This window comes from Denitromonas ohlonensis (assembly GCF_007625205.1).
Classification (GTDB): Bacteria; Pseudomonadota; Gammaproteobacteria; order Burkholderiales; family Rhodocyclaceae; genus Nitrogeniibacter; species Nitrogeniibacter ohlonensis.
Genome location: NZ_VMNI01000012.1, coordinates 10,017 through 25,960, shown reverse-complemented (window position 1 = coordinate 25,960; position 15,944 = coordinate 10,017). Strand labels below are relative to the sequence as shown.

Here is a 15,944-nt window from a genome sequence, read left to right as displayed (position 1 = left end):
TCAGCCGGGCGGGCGGGTGCTGACGAAGCTGTCGCGTTCGCCGATGCTCGCGTGGAAGGCCTTCAGACGCGGATAGTGCTCGCGCCAGTTGAGGCTGGCGGCGCGCAAATCGAGATACTCCAGCGCGCAACCGACCGCCACATCGGCCAGGCTGATGTGATCGCCATGGAAGAACTCGCCGCTGAGCTGGCTGTCGAGCAGCCCAAGCGCACGGCGAATCTTGTCGAACTGGCGGTCGATGCTGCTTTGCATGCGCGCCTCGGCGGGGCGCAGGGTTTCCAGGTAGGCGAGCACGGTCGCGTCGAGAATGCCGTCGGCCAGCGCTTCGGTCTGGCGGACCCGCACCGCGGGCATGCCGTCTTGCGGGATGAAACGCGGCGGGATGTCGAGGGCTTCGAGGAAGCCGGCGATGACCGGCGAGTCGAAGAAGGCTTCGCCCTCGTCGGTTTCGAGCACTGGCACTTTGCCCAGCGGATTGAGCGCGGGCACCGAGGTGGCGGTTTCCCATGGCGAGTCGACAATGAGGTCGCAGGGAATGTGCTTTTCGGCCAGCAGGATGCGGATCTTGCGGGCGTAGGGGCTGGTGAGCGAGGCGGTCAGTTTCATGGCGGCGTCCGGTTACAGGGGAGCCCAGCGCTGCGTGATGAGGTCCCGGATGTGATGCAGCTTGCCGTGGAAGAAGTGATCGGCGCCGGGCACCACGACGATCGGCAGCACCTGCGGCCGCGCCCAGTCGAGCACATTGGTGAGCGCGACGGTTTCGTCCTGCTCGCCATGGATGATCAGCGTGTCGGCCGGCACGGTTTCGGTGGTGTATTGGCGTGCGCCGGTGACTTCACCGGTGGCAAGTCCCACCAGCACCATGCGCTTGATCGGCGTGACGCCCTCGGCGAGCCGCTTGGCCACGCGGGTCTGCACAAAGCCGCCAAACGAGAAGCCGCCGAGCGCCAGCGGCAGCATGCCCCAGCGCGAATGCGCCCAGGCGATCACCGACAGCATGTCTTCGGTTTCGGCAATGCCGTGATCGTGCGTGCCTTCGCTCTTGCCGACGCCGCGGAAGTTGGGCCGCAGCGTGGCATAGCCCAGATCGCGCAGCGTGCGCGCCAGCGTGTGCGCCACTTTGTTGGTGTTGGCGCCGCCAAACAGCGGGTGCGGATGCGCCACCACGGCGATGCCGCGCACCTCGACGGGGGCGTCGATCAGCACCTCGATGCTGCCGTCCGGCCCGTTGAGCAGGGCGGATTCTGTGGGTAGGGATTTGCTCATGGCCTCACCTCAGATGCGCAGGCGCTCAACCACGCGCCCGCCGACCAGATGTTCGTTGACGATTTCGTCGATGTCTTCCTTGTCGACGTAGGTGTACCAGACCTCTTCGGGGTACACGACCATCACCGGCCCCTCGTCGCAGCGATCGAGACAGCCGGCCTTGTTGATGCGCACCTTGCCCTTGCCTTTGAGGCCGAGCTTGGCGATGCGGTCTTTGGCGTAGGTTTGCAGCTCGCTGGCGCCATGGGCGTTGCAGCAGGTGTCGCCGGCTTCGCGCTGATTGCAGCAGAAAAACACGTGATGGGAAAAATAGCTCATAGGGCGGGTCTCCGGTCAGTGCCGACCATTATAGCCATGCGTTGCGCCCGGTTTCAGTGGGGGCTACCCCGACGCAGGTTGACCGCGCTCAGGTAGGCCAGCGCCAGAAATGGCCACAGGCTGGCGACCAGATGCGTGAGGCCGTTGAAGTTCAGGAAGTGGCCCTGATTGATCAGCGTCTGGTTGAAGCTCAGATACGGGTTCTCGGGCGCCAGATTGACCAGCACGGTGCCCGCCAGCAGGGCAATCGCCGCCAGCATCTGGCGCAGGCCATGGGGCAGCGCCAGGGTCGTGGCCAGCACCGGCAGGCCAGCGCCGAGTCCGGCAATGGCGCCGGGCGTCAGCCACAGCAGGGGCCGCGGTGGAATATAGAAGCTGGTCGCAGCCAGCGTGCGTGCGCCAAGCCCAAGGCAGATCAGCACCACGATGGTCAGCGAGAAGCGCTGCAGGCTGGCGCGCGCGACCAGTCCGATCGCCACCAGATGCGTGGCGACGATCGCCGCTTCCAGGCGCATGAAACGCTCCGGGCTGAAGGGCAGCGGCGCGGGGAGGTCGAAGAGCCGGCGCAGGTCGCCGACCGAAAACAGCAGTGTCTCCGGCGAGAGCTGGGCGAGCAGCCACAGCGCCAGCAGCACCACGCCCAGGTCGCCGAGGTGACCATCCAGAATGCGTTTGTCGTGCCATTGATGCAGCCAGCCGCGGGTATCAAAAATCCGCTGACCGAGCGCCATGCCAATGAGCGCGCCGAGCAGTCCGCCGAGGATGTTGGCGCCGAGGTCGACATTGGACGCCACGCGGGTGGGCAGGAAGTTCTGCGCCGTTTCGAGCGACAGGCTCAACACGCCGCACACCAGCACGCTCAGCACCAGCGCGCGCAGCCGCGACCAACGCTCGGGCCAGGCCGCCGTCAGCACGAAACCGAGCGGAATGAAGCCGAGCACGTTGAGGATGATGTCCTCGACCCGGTAGTACTTTGGCCAGGGCGCCTGAAGGAAGTCGAACAGCGGCAGCCCATGCGACTTCCACCCGGTGAACGGGTGGAGGCAGGCATAGGCGATGAGCAGGCCGTAGGCCAGCGTCAGATAGCGGGGGAGCTGGGTGGATGCGCGCACTCGTCGGGCGGTCGGCGACCGGACAGCGAAGATGCGTCGATTGTACGCGCAGCGGCTCGCCGGGGCGGGCCGGCGGTGATTCAGGCGGCGGGCGTGCCGAGGCGGGGCGTCTTGAAGCGGGCCAGCACGGTGGCCGGTTTGGCCGCGGCGATGAGCGCGTCCCAGTCCACCGCGTCGAGCGTGTTCTTGACCAGCAAGCCGATGTCAGTGTCGCCTTCCATGATCAGACGGCGGCTGAAGAACAAGGTGTCGGCGTCCTCCTCGCGCAGCGCCAGGGCGAGGTAGTCGCGGGTCGCGGCGCGCAGGGTGAGGTCGGCCTTCTGGCGGTCGAAACGCGGGCGGAAACCGCGCGCCGACAGGGTAAAACGCAGGCTCAGGCCGGCGTCGGTGACGTCCAGCTGGAGGCGTTTGCCGGTCAGCGGTTCGAGGTCATCCTTGGGCAGGATGCGGCCGAGCGCCAGATTCAGTGCCCCGACCAGCGCCAGCGTGGGCGGCAGTTGCGGCAGGCGGGCGACCACACGGCCGACGATGGGGGGCACACGAAAGGCGGGGATATTGGCCATGGAGATCTCCGTGAAGCCGCGCTCAGGCGGCGGCAACGTATTGTTCGAGGCCCGGCTTGCCATGCCAGAAGCCATTGCAGGGCGCCTCGGGCATCAGCGGCTGGGACTGCGCAAAGGCCTCGGCCGGCGCAATCTCACCGTCGATGGCGCGGCGGAACAGGGCCAGCAGCTCGGTCATGTGTTCGGACTGTGGCAGCACGCGCAGCACATCGACGCCGGAGGCCTGGAGCGCCGGCAGGTCGCCGAGCAGGTTGTAGACCTTGGCCGACTGCGTCTGAATGCCGTTGAGCGTCAGGAAGGCTTCGCCCTCGCGGGTTTTGAGCGGCATGCCTTCGGCGTGCTGCAGGCAACGGAACTCGCAGGTGTCTTTTTGCAGATTGAAGTGGCGGGCGGTAAAGCAGCGCGCCGAATAAGCCAGCGGCAGGCGGCCGTAGGCGGTGACTTCGACCTCGGGGCGCACCGCGCAGCCGGCGAGCAGGCCGTCCATGGCTTCGCGTGCCATCTCCGGCGGCACGGCCCAGCGGGTGGCGCCCTGTTCGGCGAACACGTCCATGGTGGCGGGGTTGAAGACATTCAGCGTCGGCCCAGCGATCCAGTGTTTGTGGCCGGCGCGAACCAGCGCCTGCACCGCGGCCATGTCATTGGCCTCGACCCGGAAGTCCGGCTGGCCGACGAGTTTGCGCAGCACTTTGAGGTCCGATTCGGATTCGATCAGCACCAGCGAGGAAAACACCACTTCCTTGCCGGCCTCGGCCAGCACATGGGCGACGTCGAACCAGTCTTCGAGGCGCATTTCGTGGCGGCGCGAGCACACCGATTCACCCACATAGACGATGTCGACGGGCGAGTCGGCCACATCGGCGTAGAAATCCATCATGGCCTGACGTGGCCAGTAGTATTGGTGCGGTCCGAGCGCGAGTTTCATGGGCACGACTTATTTCCAGGGGCGATAGTAGGCGCCGAGCGTATGGCTCTGGCCTTCGGAGACATTGTTCAGCGCGGCCATCCACTTGGGCTGGACGGCAAAGCGGTCGCCGTCGGTCTTGAGCCGGTCGATGGCGGCGCGCCACACGCGGGTGACCTGCTGCACATAGGCGGGGCTGCGCTGGCGGCCTTCGATCTTGATGGCGCGCACGCCGGCGCGGGCCAGATCGGGCAGCAATTCCAGCGTGTTCAGGCTGGTCGGCTCTTCAATGGCGTAGTAAGTGTCGTCGCCGACGGCGAAGCGGCCCTTGCACAGCGTGGGGTAGCCGGCGCGCTCGTCGTCCGCGAAGCGATCGATGAGGATGCCGTTGAGCCGGGTTTCCATGCCCTTGGCGGTCTGCTCCCAACGCACATGTTTGCCCGGCGAGCAGGCGCCGTTGCAGTTGGGCGACTCGCCCGTGGCGTAGGCCGACAACGAACAACGCCCCTCGACCATCACGCACAGCCCGCCAAAACCGAAGACTTCGATCTCGACCGGGGTCTTTTTGATCACATGCTCGACCTGCGGCAGCGACAGCACCCGCGGCAAGACCGCGCGCTGGACGCCGAAGTGCTCGTGATAAAAATTGATGGCTTCGTAGCTGGTGGCCGAGCCCTGCACCGACAGATGCAGGCGCAGCTCGGGATGGGTGCGGTTGGCGTAGCGCATCAGGCCCGGATCGGCCAGGATCACCGCATTCACGCCCATCTCGGCGGCGGCGTCGATGGTTTTGGTCCATTCCGGCCAGTTGCCGGCTTGCGGATAGGTGTTCAGCGCCAGCAACACCTTTCGGCCGCGGTCATGCGCGTAGCGGATGCCCTCGCGCATGCTGGCGTCGGTAAAGTTCAGACCGGTGAAGTTGCGCGCGTTGGTGGCGTTCTTGAAGCCGACGTAAACACAGTCGGCGCCGGCATCGACGGCGGTTTTCAAGGCGGGCAGGCTGCCGGCGGGGCAGACGAGTTCGATCGGGTGGTTGGCAGTCATGGCGGCAGCAAGAAAAAGTGCCGCCAGAGTCTAGGGCGCCGCCGGAAAAATGGGATTGATACGTGTCAATAGCGCCGACACCTTGGTCGGGCGTGCTCATATTTCGCGTGGCGTCCCGGGTTGAAAAGCACAATGCCCACGCGAGGCGTGGGCATTGTGTGCGATCCGTTTGGCGTTAGCGCTTCGTGCGCTGCCGCGGGCAGGATTACATTTTGCGGCGGGACAGACCCAGGCCGACCAGCGCCAGACCGGCCAGCACCAGGGTGCCGGGTTCCGGCACCGGGTTGGTCACGGAGCCTTCCGGCACGGCCGAGAAGCGCAGCGTGCCGCCAACGTTCAGAACTTCACCAAAGCCGTCGCCGAAGAAGGTCACGGAGGTGAAGGTGCTGGTGTCGTCGATGGCGCCGATGAAGTTGGTGAAGCTGTTGGCGGCGGCGTAACCCGGGTTGTCGGTCGCGGTCAGGGCGTTGGCGGTCAGGAAGGCCTGGCCGCCGTCGAAGGCGATCCACAGGCCCGAACCGGTCGAGGGCGTGCCCACCGGGCGAGTGCCGGACATGCAGCAGGTGGCCCAGTCACCAACTTCAAAGCCCAGGGCATTGATGGCAGAGGAGAAGGTGAAGGTCACGCCGGAATTGAAGCCGGGAATGGTTTCGCCGCCGTCTTGCGGATTGATGTTGATCATGCCGCCGGTGGTTGTTATGCCGCCGCTGGTGTAAGGGCCGCGGAAGCTGGCCGCGCTGCCGTCGGGGCGGGTGATGGTGACGGTGGCCGGATTGCCACCCAGGTCGGTGTAGTTATACACGCTGGTGCCGCTCACGATTTGCGCCGTTGCGACAGTCGAGCCGGCCAGTGCTACGGTGGAATCGAACTGGCTGATGCCGTTGGCGATGGTGTCGTTGAAGACGTTCGGCAGGGCGAATGCCGACGCGGAGGCGGTCATTACGCCAATGGCGAGGGCGGACTTGAGTGAGGTCTTGGATAGCATTATGGGCTCCTTGCGTGATTATTAATGCGACGAGCCGGTTTAAGCAAAAGTCGAGCCAAACCAAATATTCTTTTTGTTTCAGTCGGTTGGTGTGGCCTTCTCGATATGCCTATGCCCTAATGTAAAAAAGGCCGACGCCATTGTTGGGCATCGGCCTCATTGTGGCGGCGTGCGGGCAGATTAGTAAGCGCGCTGTTGCCGGCCCGCCAGACCGCCAATCAGCATGCCCACCGCGCTGACGCACAGGCCGGCCAGTTGCGGCGGGATGATGCCTTCGGGCGAGATGAATTCGAGCGCGATCCAGGTGGTGAGGCCGAAGACGATGGCCAGGGCGGCGCCCAGGTTGTTGGCGCGGCGCCAGTAGAGGCCGGCGGCGAGCGGGACGAAGGCGGCGGCGAGGGTGACCTTGTAGGCGTTCTCGACCATTTCGTGGATGGTGCTCTCGGTCTGCATGGCGTAGCCGGTGACGATGATGGCGAAGACCACCACGGTGACGCGGGTCAGCTGCAGGAAGGCGCGGTCGCTGAGGTTGGGCATGAAGCCGCGCAGGATGTTTTCCGAAAAGGTGACCGACGGGGCGAGCAGGGTGCCCGATGCGGTGCTCATGATCACCGACAGCAGCGCGCCGAAGAAGATGACCTGGGCGGTGAACGGCATGTGGTTGAGGATGAGGTTCGGCAGGATGAGCTGCGAGTCCTCCGCCATGTAACGTTCGACCAGTGCCGGGTCGATCTGCACCGCCGAGTAGGCGAGAAACAGCGGGATGCCGGCGAACAGGAAGTAAGCGATGCCACCGAGCACCGTGCCGTTGACCGCCACGTTTTCGTTGCGCGCGGAGTTGGCGCGCTGGAAGACGTCCTGCTGTGGGATCGAGCCGAAGGCCATGGTCAGCAGCGTGGCGATCCAGGCGATGATGGCGCCGATGTTGGCCTCGGGCAGCCATTCGAACTTGCCGGCGTCGGCCGCGTGGCGGATGACCTTGCCCGCGCCGCCGGCCAGGTCGGAGACCTCAAAGGCGATGTAGAGCAGGCCGAGCACGATGACGATCATCTGGATGAAGGTGGTGATGGCGACCGACCACATGCCGCCGAGCAGCGTGTAGGCGAGCACCACCGTGGCGCCGATCATCATGCCCTGATTCATGCTGAGGCTGCCTTCGGTCAGCACGTTGAAGACCAGGCCGAGGGCGGTGATCTGTGCCGACACCCAGCCGAGGTAGGACACCACGATGCACATCGAGAGGATCAGTTCGGTCGTGCGGTTGTAGCGCTTGCGGAAGAAGTCGCCGAGTGTGAGCAGGTTTTGCCGATACAGGCGGCGAGCGAAGAACAGGCCGAACAGGATCAGGCAGATCGAGGCGCCGAGCGGGTCGGAGATCAGCCCGTGAAAGCCTTCTTCGAGGAAGGTGGCCGAGATGCCAAGCACGGTTTCGGCGCCGAACCAGGTGGCAAACACCATGGCGACCACGACGTACATCGGCAGATTGCGGCCAGCGAGGATGTAGTCTTTCGCGTTGTGGACACGCATGGCGGCCACCAGGCCGACACCGATGGACAGGGCGAGATAGGCAGCGACAAGCCAGAGCAGCATGGCGGTGGGCTCCAGAGCAGATGCGGATAGGCGGGGCCGGTTTTTGCTGCGATCGCCCCGATCATTTTTTTCGGCGCGATTTTAGCAACGATGCCCTGGCAGGGGGCGGTTTTTTTACCGCATCGTGCCGGGATCGTTGGAGATCATGCCGCGATCATCAGCTGCCGATGAGGCGCCACAGCTCAAGTGCCAGCAGCGCGGCCAGCAAGGTGCCGACCACGGTGAGCCCCAGGCTCTGCCGACGCTGGGCCTGCGCCAGCCGCGCCATGTCGCGTCGGGCCGCTTCGATGCGGTCGGGCGTGCTGAGTGCGTGGTGGATCAGGCGGGGCAGTTGCGGCAGGGTCGTGGCCCAGTAGGGCGCTTCTTCCTTGACATGGCGGACCAGCGCGCTGAACCCGACCTGATTGCCCATCCAGCGTTCCAGGAAGGGTTTGGCGGTGGTCCACAGATCCAGCTCCGGGTCGAGCTGGCGGCCCAGGCCTTCAATATTGAGCAGGGTTTTTTGCAGCAGCACGAGCTGCGGCTGCACCTCCATTTCGAAGCGGCGCGCGGTCTGGAACAGGCGCAACAGCGTCTTGCCGAAGGAGATGTCTTTCAGGGGTTTGTCGAAAATCGGCTCGCACACCGCGCGGATGGCCGATTCGAATTCATCCACCCGGGTGTGCGCCGGCACCCAGCCCGCGTCGATGTGCGCTTGCGCCACGCGTTTGTAATCGCGCTGGAAGAAGGCCAGGAAGTTCTGCGCCAGATAGTTTTTATCGACATCGGTGAGCGTGCCCATGATGCCGAAATCGAGCGCGATGTAGCGCCCGTCGGCATGCACGAAGATGTTGCCCGGATGCATGTCGGCATGGAAGAAACCGTCGCGGAAGACCTGGGTGAAGAAAATCTCGACCCCCGCGCGCGACAGCGCCGACAGGTCGGTGCCCTGTGCCAGCAGCGCCGGGGTGCGCGAAATGGGTACGCCGTGCATGCGCTCCATCACCATCACCGACTTGCCGCAGTAGTCCCAATACACCTCGGGCACCACCAGCAGTTTGGAGTCGGTGAAATTGCGCCGCAGCTGCGAGCAGTTGGCCGCTTCGCGCATCAGGTCGAGTTCGTCGCGCAGGTGCTTGGCGAATTCGGCCACCACTTCGCGCGGCTTGAGTCGGCGGCCTTCGGGCCACAGGCGGTCGAGCAGTGTGGCGCCGGCGTCGAGCAAGGCCATGTCGTGGGCGATGACGCGTTCGATGCCGGGGCGCAGCACCTTGATCGCCACCTCGGTGCCGTCCTGCAGCTGCGCGAAGTGCACCTGCGCCACCGAGGCCGAGGCCACCGGCGTGCGCTCGAACTTGGCGAAGACCTCGTCGACCGGCCGACCGTAGAGCTTTTCGATGACTGCGATGGCCTCGTTGCTGGGGAAGGGCGGCACGCGGTCCTGCAGCAGCGCCAGCTCTTCGGCGATGTCCAGCGGCAGCAGGTCGCGCCGGGTCGACAGCATCTGCCCAAACTTGACGAAGATCGGGCCGAGCGATTCGAGCGCCTTGCGCAAACGCACCGCACGCGGCTCGGAGAAGCGTCGCCAGAAGAACACGATGCGCCACAGACGCACCAGCTGGCCGCTGCGGTCGGCGGTGAGGACCATGCGATCGAGCCCGAAGCGCAGGCTGACGATGACGATTTTGGCGAGACGCAACAGACGCACGGGCAGAAGCCAACAAAAGCAAAAGCGCAATTGTGCCCCAAACACCCCCTCAGGGGCGCGCCGCGTCGGCGCCGCGGGCGCCGATATCGTGGCTTGATACAAAGTGTCGCCTTGCTCTGAGGGGGCTACATGCTTTAATCAGAAGAAGCCATCGTCATGACCGGGGCCGGCCTGTGCCCGCCCGATGACGCAGCAAGCGAGGTGCCTCATGAGCAAACGCGCTTTAACCATCGGCATCAACGACTACCCCGGCACCGACGGGGATCTGTCGGGATGCATCAACGACGCCCGCGACTGGGCGGCCGTGCTGGGCGGCAAAGGCTACGCGGTCAGCTCGCTGCTCGACGACGAGGCGACGCTGGACGCCATGGTTGAGAGAATCGGCGATCTGATCACCAGCGCGGTCAAGGGTGACTCGCTGATCATCACTTACTCGGGCCACGGCACCTGGGTGCCCGACCGCTCAGGCGACGAGGCCGACGGGCGCGACGAGGCGCTGTGTCCGCACGACATCGGCGACGGCAAGATCCTGCTCGACGACGATCTGCGCACGCTTTTCGACCAGCGACCCGCCGGCGTGCGGGTGGTGCTCATTTCCGACAGCTGCCACTCCGGCTCGGTCACCCGCGGCGACGAGGCCGACCTCGACCCCAGCCTGCCACGCGCCCGTTTTCTGCCGCCGGCCAGCTGGATGAGCCTCAGCGCACTCGCCGCCACCCGCAGCCGGCCGCCCACATTGATGGGCGGCATGACCCGCGCCGGCGGCGACCTGCTGCTGGCCGGCTGCCGCGACACCGAGTTCAGCTGGGACACCCAGTTCCGCGGCCGACCCAACGGCGCCTTCACCTACTACGCCATCAAGAGCCTCCACACCTTGTTGCCGGGCGCCAGCTACCAGCAGTGGTTCCGCGCCATCAGCCACTACCTGCCCTCGACCCGCCTGCCGCAGAGCCCGCAAATTTTCGGCTCGCGCACCGCTCGTCACTTCGAACTCTTCTCCTGATCCCCGCCACCGCCAAGGACTCTGCCCATGCCCATCGATCCGCGTTTTCGCCTCAGCGGCGCTGCCGCCGCCGCCCGTCAGCCCCGCACCGATCAGGTGAGTGTGACCTCGGCACGGCGGATCGTGCCGGGGGTGGCGCGAGGCGGCGAGTCGGCGACCGAGATCGACGCCGACGCCGTGTTGCGGGTCGAGCTCGAAAACGGCTTCGTCCTGTGGTCGCGCGCCGACGACCTGTTGCGCGAGCGCGGGCAGCGCAGTGTCGGGCGCGACGGCGAGGCGCTGTGGCGGCTCGATTTCGGTCCGCGCCCCGGCCACGCCACGGCGGGCACTTCGCGCGGCTGGCTCGGGCTCGGTGTGCGGGTGCTCGAAGTCTTTGGCGTTGATCTCAAGAACATCGCCGCGGCCAGACTTGGCAAGGCGCTGGAAGACCGCGCGCTCGACGGCCCGCCGGGCCTGTATCGGGTGTCGCTCGATGGCAGCTCGCCCGACCTGCAGGCGGTCAGCGGCAGCGTGTCCGCGGGCGCCACGCCGCTGCTGGTGTTTCTGCATGGCACGGCCTCAAGTGCTACCGGCAGCTTTGGCGGGCTGTGGGAAAAGGACAACGCCGCCGGTGCCGCCTTGCGCGCGCGGCTGGCCGAGCGCTATGGCGAGCGGGCCTTCGCGCTGCAGCATCGCACCCTGACCGAAAGCCCCATCGAAAACGCGCTGGCCCTGGCCCGTGCCCTGCCGGCCGGTGCCGAGGTGCATCTGGTCAGCCATTCGCGCGGCGGTCTGGTCGGCGAGTTGCTGTGCCTGGGCATGCGCGACGCGAACACCGACCCGCTCGACAGCAAGCTGATCGACACCTTGTTTGCCGCCGACCGCACCGTGGCCGAGCAGATCGGCCTGTCGCCGCTCGACACCGCCGCCGCCAAGGCGCGCGATGCCGCCTACGACGGCGACCGCAAAGCGCTCAAGGCGCTCGTCGCCGAACTCGACGCCAAGCAGTTGCGCATCACCCGCTTCGTGCGCGTGGCCTGTCCGGCGCGCGGCACCACGCTGGCGGCCGGGCGGCTCGACCGCTGGCTGTCGGTGATGGACTTCATCTCCGGCGGCGGCCTGTTTGGCGAGGCGGTCGACTTCCTGCTCGCGGTGGTCAAGGCGCGCACCGACCCGCGCACATTGCCGGGCGTCGAGGCGATGATGCCAGGCTCGGCCCTGACCCGGCTGCTGCAGTCGCCCGATCTCACCGTCACCGCCGACCTGTCGGTGATCGCCGGCGACATCGAGGGCGACTCGCTGTGGCAGCAGATCAAGCTGCTGGCCACCGACTGGTTCTATGGCGCCGATCACGATCTGGTGGTCAATACCGGCTCCATGCTCGGCGGCCTGCGTCGCCCCGACGGCGGCGCCCGTTTCCTGCGCGACGCGGGGGGCGAGGTCAATCACTTCCGCTATTTCAACAACGAAAAAACCGTCAAATGGCTGGGCCATGGCCTGACCCGGCCGGAGGGCAACGATGGCGGTTTCCTGCCGATTGCCAGCGCCCCGCACGAGGCGCCACGCTGGCGCGAGGCCGTGCGCCGCAGCCGCTCCGGCGGCGCGCCGCGGCCGCTGGCAGTGGTGCTGCCCGGCACCATGGGCAGCGTGCTGCAGCAGCGCGGCGAAACCGTCTGGCTCGACTACTGGCGCCTGCTGCGCGGCCAGCTCAAGCGCCTGCGCATGGGTCAGCCCGATGTCGAGCCGGTGGACCTGATCGGCGACTTTTACGGCCCGATGATCGAGTTCCTCGCCCGCAGCCACCGGGTCGAGATCTTCCCCTACGACTGGCGCCAGTCGGTCACCGTCGCCGCCGCGCGCCTGGCCGAATCGCTCACCCAATGGCTGCCCGAGATCGAAGCCAGCGGCCAGCCGGTGCATCTGGTGGCGCACTCCATGGGCGGCCTGGTGGTGCGCGCCATGATCGCCGACGGCGGCGCCGGTGCCGCCGCGTGGCAGCGCATCACCGCCTTGCCCAACAGCCGCTTCGTGATGCTCGGCACGCCCAACCTCGGCTCCCACGAGGCTGTGCGCTGGCTGACCGCCTGCAACCCCACCCAGCAAAAGCTGGCGCTGCTCGATATGACGCAGAGCACCACCGGCGTGACCGATATCGTGCGCGAATACGCCGGTCTGCTCGAATTGCTGCCCTTTGATCCCACCGGCCCCGACTTCGCCGATGCCGCGCGCTGGAAGGCGCTCAAGGCCGAGCTGACCGCGGTGTGGCCGCTGGCCGATGCCGCCGCCCTGCGCGAGGCGCGCAAGACCTGGCAGCGTCTGCTCGACGCGCCGCCCGAGCCGCGCCACATGATCTACCTCGCCGGCTGCCAACCGGCCACGGTGGTCGATTACGCGGTGGTGCCGCGCAACGAATGGGACCCGGCCAGCGATCGCACGCTGGCCTTCGAGGCCACCTCGGAAGGCGATGGCACCGTCACCTGGGCCTCGGGCCGTTTGCCCGGCGTGCCGACCTGGTATGTGGAAGACACCGCCCATGACGCGCTGTGTACACAAAAGCGCGCCTTCCCCGGCCTGCTCGATCTGCTCATGACCGGCACCACCCAGCGCTTGCCGGCGAGTCCGCCGCAGCGTGCGCGGGCGGGCGTGACCGAGCCGACACGCTTCCCGATGCCGATCACGCCCTTCACTGACGATTTCCCCGACGAAGCGGCGGTGCGCGCATTGGGCTTTGGTCCGGGCCGGCCGGCGGCCGAGGCGCAAAGCGCCGCCGCCGCGCCCACGCTGGCGGTCAGCATCCGCCATGGCGATCTGGCCTATGCGCGCTACCCGGTGCTGGTCGGCCACTACGCGGGCGACACCATCGTCAGCGCCGAAGCGGCGGTTAACCAGCGCCTCGGTGGCGCCTTGTCGCAGCGGCTCAACCTCGGCATGTATCCGGCCGCCAATGGTACGCATGCGCTGTTCTTCAACGAAGTGCCCACGCATAAGCCCTCGGGCGCCATCGTGGTGGGCCTCGGTCTGGTCGGTGAGTTGTCGCCGGGGCTGCTGGAGGCGGGCGTGCGCAGCGCGTTGCTCGACTTCGCCTTGCAGGTCGCGCAGTGGCCGGACGATGTGCGCTTCGGCCCCGCCTCGGCGCCACGCTCGGCGGCGGTGAGTTGCCTGCTGGTCGGTTCGGGCGCGGGCGGCATGCCGGTGGGCGCCTCGGTGGACGCCATCCTGCGCGGGGCCGTATCGGCCAGTGCCGCGCTGGTCGAGCAAGGGCTGGAAAACCGGGTGGTGATCGACGCGGTGGAGATCATCGAGATTTTCGAAGACGTGGCCATCTCGGCCGCCGAGGGGCTGGAGAACTGCCTGCGCGATGGCGACCTGGCCGGCAAGCTGCGCTGGGACAGCCGAGACATCCAGTCGGGTGAAGGCCGGCGGCGGCGCGTGCGCTGCGACGAGATGCCCGACTGGTGGCACCGCCTGGAGATTGTCGAAGAGCCGGGCCGCGAAGCGCTGCGCTTCATCTTCGCCACCGACCGTGCCCGCGCCGAAGAAACCCTCATGGCCGGGCAGCTGGAGCTGGCCGATGCCTTCATCGCCCAGGCCTCGGCCTCGCCGGCGGCCAACAGCGAAATCGCCAAAACCCTGTTCGAGATGCTGTTGCCCAACAGCCTCAAGGAAATGGCGCCGCGCCAGTCCAATATGGTGGTGATGGTCGATGACCGCTCGGCGCGTTATCCGTGGGAGCTGCTCGAGAACCGCTGGAGCGCGGGCGACCGACCACCGGCGGTGGCGGCCGGGCTGGTGCGTCAGCTCAAGGCCAGCCAGTTCCGCCAGCAGCCGGCCCATGCGCCGCATGCCAAGGCGCTGGTGGTGGGCAACCCCGATCTCGACGCCTGGGCCAGTTTTTCCGATCTGCCCGGCGCGCGCCAAGAGGCCGAAACCGTGGTCGCCATGCTGCGCAGCGGCGGGTTCGAGGTGCGCGAGAGCATCGACGAACGGGCCGATTCGATCCTCGCCGGCCTGCATCGCGACGCCTGGCGCATTCTGCATCTGGCCGGCCACGGCGTGCATGAAATGACGTCGGATCGCGGCCGGACGGTGTCGGGCATGGTGATCGGTCGCGACGCGGTGCTCACGCCGGGGGATGTGGAGCAGATGCGCTGGGTGCCCGAGCTGGTGTTCATCAACTGCTGTCATCTGGGCAAGACCGCGCGCAGTGAGTCTGCCCGGTTCAATATCCTGGCCGCCAATCTGGCGGTGCAGTTCGTGAAGATGGGCGTGAAGGCCGTGGTGGCCGCCGGCTGGGCGGTAGACGACGCCGCCGCCAACGCTTTTGCCGCGAGTTTCTACAAGCATCTGCTGGCGGGCCAGCCCTTCGGTGAGGCGGTGCGTGCCGCGCGCGAAGAAGCCTGGACCAGCTTCCCCGGCATCAACACCTGGGGCGCTTACCAGTGCTACGGCGACCCGAGCTACCGCTTGCGCGGGCAGGCCGGGGTCAGCACGCCGCGCGCCCAGCGTCCGTTCTATGCGCCCTCCGAACTGGTGGTGGCGCTGGAAAACCATGTGCAGTGGGTGCAGATGCAGGTGCAGCGCCATGGCGATGATGCCGAGGCGCTGGCCGGCATGCGCGACGGCATCGCCGCCATTCTCGGCCGGGTGCCGCAGAGCTTGTCCGAGCGCTGGCTGGCGCGGGCCGATGTGGCTGCCGCCATTGGTTTTGCCTGGGGCGAGACGGGCGCGTTTGCCGAGGCCGTCGATTGGCTGAACCGGGCGCTCGGCTATGACGAGGGCGACTGCCCGGTGCGCGCGGTGGAGCAGTGCGCCAACTTCAAGGTGCGCCTCGCCGGGCAGGCCTGGGCTGCCTTGCGGGCGTCGTCGAGTGCGGATGAGGTGCGGCGCGCCGAGCTGGTCACGCGCATCGAAGAAGCCATCTCCGAGCTGGACCTGATCTGCCGGCGCGCGCCGACCGAAGAACGCTACACCTTGCTCGGCAGCGCCTGCAAACGCCTGGCCTGGCTGCACGCGGCCGAGGGGCCACGGCTCGAAGCGCTGATCAACATGGGCAATTACTACCGGCTGGCGATGGAGGCGGCCGGCAAGGGGCGGTCGATCTACGGCTTTACCAACTGGGCGCTGGCCGAGGTGCTGGCGATCACGCTGGGCGGCGCGGCCGGCACCAGCGCGGCAATTCTGCTCGAAGAGTGCGAGGCGATGATCGAGGTGGCGCGGGCCAAGAACGCGGCCAACCCCAACTTCTGGGACGCCGCCAGCGAGGCCGACTGCGCGCTGGTGCGCCTGATTGCCCGCGCGCCCAATACCCGGGCGGCGCGTCGTGGGGCCGACGAGGTGGTCGAGCTGTACCGTCGCGCGTTGGTCCGCGGGGCCAGCCCGCGACAGCGCGCCACCTTGCATGAGCATCTCGATTTTCTGGTGGCCTTGTGCGAGGGCGCACGCAAACCCTTGCGCGATGCGATCACCGCCATCCGTGCCGGACTATGACTCGGA

The 15,944-nt window shown here is 67.0% G+C and carries 12 protein-coding genes; 2 read left to right on the top strand and 10 right to left on the bottom strand.

The features are described from left to right. The 10 genes from FHP89_RS12665 to ubiB all read right to left on the bottom strand — a co-directional run bounded on the left by FHP89_RS12665 (position 1) and on the right by ubiB (position 9,469). On the bottom strand, positions 1-606 hold the full coding sequence (locus tag FHP89_RS12665) for a glutathione S-transferase (RefSeq protein ID WP_144177330.1): 606 nt from the start codon (positions 604-606) through the stop codon (positions 1-3). A 12-nt stretch (positions 607-618) separates the two neighbouring features. Continuing rightward, positions 619-1,266 carry an alpha/beta hydrolase gene (locus FHP89_RS12660; protein ID WP_144177328.1) on the bottom strand — a complete coding sequence of 216 codons (648 nt, stop codon included), beginning with the start codon at positions 1,264-1,266 and terminating at the stop codon, positions 619-621. A 9-nt stretch (positions 1,267-1,275) separates the two neighbouring features. Next, on the bottom strand, positions 1,276-1,584 hold the full coding sequence (locus FHP89_RS12655; protein WP_144177326.1) for a (2Fe-2S) ferredoxin domain-containing protein: 309 nt from the start codon (positions 1,582-1,584) through the stop codon (positions 1,276-1,278). 53 nt (positions 1,585-1,637) lie between these two features. After that, on the bottom strand, positions 1,638-2,696 hold the full coding sequence (locus FHP89_RS12650) for a VanZ family protein (protein ID WP_144177324.1): 1,059 nt from the start codon (positions 2,694-2,696) through the stop codon (positions 1,638-1,640). Between the two features lie 80 nt (positions 2,697-2,776). Then, complete coding sequence (ubiT, locus tag FHP89_RS12645) at positions 2,777-3,259, bottom strand: ubiquinone anaerobic biosynthesis accessory factor UbiT (RefSeq protein WP_144177323.1); 483 nt, start codon at positions 3,257-3,259, stop codon at positions 2,777-2,779. Positions 3,260-3,281: 22 nt separating this feature from the next. After that, positions 3,282-4,184, bottom strand: coding sequence for a U32 family peptidase (locus FHP89_RS12640; RefSeq protein WP_144177638.1), 903 nt, complete (start codon positions 4,182-4,184; stop codon positions 3,282-3,284). A gap of 9 nt (positions 4,185-4,193) precedes the next feature. Further along, entirely contained in the window at positions 4,194-5,207 is a 1,014-nt protein-coding gene (gene ubiU, locus FHP89_RS12635; RefSeq protein WP_144224972.1) for a ubiquinone anaerobic biosynthesis protein UbiU, read from the bottom strand. A gap of 205 nt (positions 5,208-5,412) precedes the next feature. Beyond that, the gene (locus FHP89_RS12630) at positions 5,413-6,192 is read right to left on the bottom strand and encodes a PEP-CTERM sorting domain-containing protein (RefSeq protein ID WP_222105387.1); all 780 of its coding nucleotides are present in this window, start codon (positions 6,190-6,192) and stop codon (positions 5,413-5,415) included. 180 nt (positions 6,193-6,372) lie between these two features. Next, a complete protein-coding gene (locus tag FHP89_RS12625; protein ID WP_144177312.1) occupies positions 6,373-7,782 on the bottom strand; it encodes a sodium:solute symporter family protein in 1,410 nt (469 codons plus the stop codon). Between the two features lie 157 nt (positions 7,783-7,939). Further along, positions 7,940-9,469 carry a ubiquinone biosynthesis regulatory protein kinase UbiB gene (gene ubiB, locus FHP89_RS12620; RefSeq protein ID WP_144177304.1) on the bottom strand — a complete coding sequence of 510 codons (1,530 nt, stop codon included), beginning with the start codon at positions 9,467-9,469 and terminating at the stop codon, positions 7,940-7,942. Between the two features lie 208 nt (positions 9,470-9,677). Here ubiB and FHP89_RS12615 point away from each other — a divergent pair, with 208 nt between their 5' ends. Together FHP89_RS12615 and FHP89_RS12610 are read left to right on the top strand one after the other, a co-directional pair. Beyond that, positions 9,678-10,472: a caspase family protein gene (locus FHP89_RS12615; protein WP_144177303.1), complete on the top strand. Its 795-nt coding sequence runs from the start codon at positions 9,678-9,680 to the stop codon at positions 10,470-10,472. Positions 10,473-10,499: 27 nt separating this feature from the next. Beyond that, the gene (locus FHP89_RS12610; protein WP_144177301.1) at positions 10,500-15,938 is read left to right on the top strand and encodes a CHAT domain-containing protein; all 5,439 of its coding nucleotides are present in this window, start codon (positions 10,500-10,502) and stop codon (positions 15,936-15,938) included. Positions 15,939-15,944 lie beyond the last annotated feature (6 nt).

Excerpts from the sequence above, each read along its gene's own strand:
- ubiU (WP_144224972.1), bottom strand. The coding sequence starts at position 5,207 with ATGACTGCCAACCACCCGATCGAACTCGTCTGCCCCGCCGGCAGCCTG.
- ubiT (WP_144177323.1), bottom strand. The coding sequence starts at position 3,259 with ATGGCCAATATCCCCGCCTTTCGTGTGCCCCCCATCGTCGGCCGTGTG.
- FHP89_RS12630 (WP_222105387.1), bottom strand. The coding sequence starts at position 6,192 with ATGCTATCCAAGACCTCACTCAAGTCCGCCCTCGCCATTGGCGTAATG.
- FHP89_RS12625 (WP_144177312.1), bottom strand. The coding sequence starts at position 7,782 with ATGCTGCTCTGGCTTGTCGCTGCCTATCTCGCCCTGTCCATCGGTGTC.
- FHP89_RS12615 (WP_144177303.1), top strand. The coding sequence starts at position 9,678 with ATGAGCAAACGCGCTTTAACCATCGGCATCAACGACTACCCCGGCACC.
- FHP89_RS12610 (WP_144177301.1), top strand. The coding sequence starts at position 10,500 with ATGCCCATCGATCCGCGTTTTCGCCTCAGCGGCGCTGCCGCCGCCGCC.
- FHP89_RS12660 (WP_144177328.1), bottom strand. The coding sequence starts at position 1,266 with ATGAGCAAATCCCTACCCACAGAATCCGCCCTGCTCAACGGGCCGGAC.
- FHP89_RS12655 (WP_144177326.1), bottom strand. The coding sequence starts at position 1,584 with ATGAGCTATTTTTCCCATCACGTGTTTTTCTGCTGCAATCAGCGCGAA.
- FHP89_RS12665 (WP_144177330.1), bottom strand. The coding sequence starts at position 606 with ATGAAACTGACCGCCTCGCTCACCAGCCCCTACGCCCGCAAGATCCGC.
- FHP89_RS12640 (WP_144177638.1), bottom strand. The coding sequence starts at position 4,184 with ATGAAACTCGCGCTCGGACCGCACCAATACTACTGGCCACGTCAGGCC.